The sequence below is a fragment of the Psychrobacter sp. AOP31-B2-9 genome, from assembly GCF_052378005.1.
GTDB lineage: Bacteria > Pseudomonadota > Gammaproteobacteria > Pseudomonadales > Moraxellaceae > Psychrobacter.
Genome location: NZ_JBQSXG010000240.1, coordinates 1 through 2,174, shown reverse-complemented (window position 1 = coordinate 2,174; position 2,174 = coordinate 1). Strand labels below are relative to the sequence as shown.

General features: G+C 42.4%; 1 protein-coding gene. It reads right to left on the bottom strand.

Annotation, left to right across the window (positions count from 1 at the left end; genetic code table 11):
• Positions 1-169: 169 nt before the first annotated feature.
• On the bottom strand, positions 170-2,174 hold a 2,005-nt coding region (locus tag ACT3SX_RS14810; RefSeq protein WP_444761821.1), incomplete at its 5' end, for an Ig-like domain-containing protein.

The following is a 2,174-nucleotide window of genomic DNA, read 5'->3' as shown; positions in this document are numbered from 1 at the left end:
GAACTCAACTCTATAATAAAAAGCACTCAATCCAGAATTAGCTACTTGATTAAGAGGTAACAAGGAAACAAAAAGCCATAACGAATTATGGCTTTTATAAATAACAATAAGATTTTTAGTATCTAGGCAGATCTAGGTAACTATAACAGCCTTCCCCTATACTACAACGTTATAACACAGTAGTGGTAATATCAGTCTGGATCAATAGCTCATGAGTACCGTCAGTATCAGCGAAGCTATAGACATTATAAGTATTACTATCTTGCGTAGTCGTACCAGCACTTGTCCAATCACTACCAGATAGCGAAACGCTATCTGCGCTATCACCATTGATGATCAAGCCTTTATCCGTCATCACAGTCTCATTAGTGATTTCAAGCACATCACTTGTGGTGAGATTCGTTAGCGCCTGTGTCCCATTACCTGTCATATCAATAACTTCAAGGCTCTCAAATGCACTGCTATTAAAGTTACTAAAGTCAATACTAGTACCATCGACATCAATGAGCAAGGTATCTGTGCCATCGCCACCATTCATCGAGGTGCTATCAGCGTTAAATACAATAGTATCATCACTACTACTAGCATTCGTCACTTCAACTTCAAAGTCTAGTGTGGAGGTTGAACTATCACCGTTGAGTGTTTCAGTTGACGTTACTACCAAACTCACATCGAGTGACGACGCAATAGTATCTCCAACTGTTAGCGTAAAATCACTGTATTCAGTTGTGCCTGCATCACTTACTGTTGGCGTATAACTGGCTGTACCATTTGCGTCTGTAGTTACTGAGTGCTCGTTACCAAGCGCATCTTGGAAAGTAAGAATGGCACCAGCTGGTAAACCCGCCATTTCAAATGACAAGTACTCAGAACCATCTGTATCCGTCGTTTGCAAATTAATACCTATTAGCTCAATGCTATCAGCAGAAGCGCCCTCATAACCCCTACTTACTGAATAGAACCCAGTATCGTCGCTGCCATCAACGCCAGCATCATAATCACCTAAAATATAGCTCGTACCTGCCAAACTACCTTCTATTGCAGAAAGGTCTTGGTAGTACTTCATTTCTGTTGTTCCATCAGTATTCTGAATGGTAAAGTCATAATTACCTATGCCATCTGCATTATGCGCATAGAACTGGAAACTATAGTAACCTGACTCGGTTACGTCAAACTCACCATTCCCGCTAGTGTTAGTGCCTCTCCAGTTCACATGTAAAGAAGAAACGTTGTCACCAATGACGATAGAAGCACTGTCATCACCACTTCCTGAATACATATAAGTTTCACCAGCCTCTAGAAACACATAACCTGAAATATAAACTGCATCATACTCAGGTAGATCAGTGGCAACTAAGCTAGTTGTTGTGATAATACCATTATCAGTGACAGCAGTGCTATCGTCATTAGCTGTAACCCCACCACTCCTTAGATCATCGATGGCACCTATCAACACTTCTTCGCTTGCACCAGAACCCTTATTTGCCAATAAGTTCTGACCATTTACGCTTTTAGCATTGGACCATGATTGATAATTTAGTACTAGTCCAGGTGGATCAAGCTCAAAAGAACCGGTTGTTGGTTGATCAGCAACAGCTGTCACTTCAATATCTAAGTTTGCGGTATCTGTCGTAGTGCCATCGCTAACGGTATAAGTAATATCAGGAACCTCACCGCTATAGTCTTCTACCGGTGTAAAACTATACGCACCATCTGCATCAATCTGTACTGTACCCACATTTGGAATATCAACCGCAGTTCCAACACTGTAGTCAGTACCAGCTATTTGGATAGCAGTTACTGTCAAACCAGTTTTATCATTATCCAATACATTTCCAGAGATAGTGTCTGAATCTTCTTGCATAGAGACACTGTCATCTACTGCATCAGTTGGGTAGTCCACAGTGATGGTTGCAGGAGCCGATTTTTCACCTGTTGTGTCAGATACCACGTATTCAACGGGCGTTGGATCGCCAGTGAAGCTGCCCTCTGGTGTGAAGGTAACGTCACCTGTTGCGGCATCAACCACCCATTCGCCTTCACCAGCCACGGTTAATGTGGTGACTTCTACGCCGCTGGCATCAATCAATTTGACGCTGGTTGGGTCAATATCGTCGTTGCTATCACTGTCATTACCTAACACATCTACTACCACAGCCATAGCGGTAGTACCC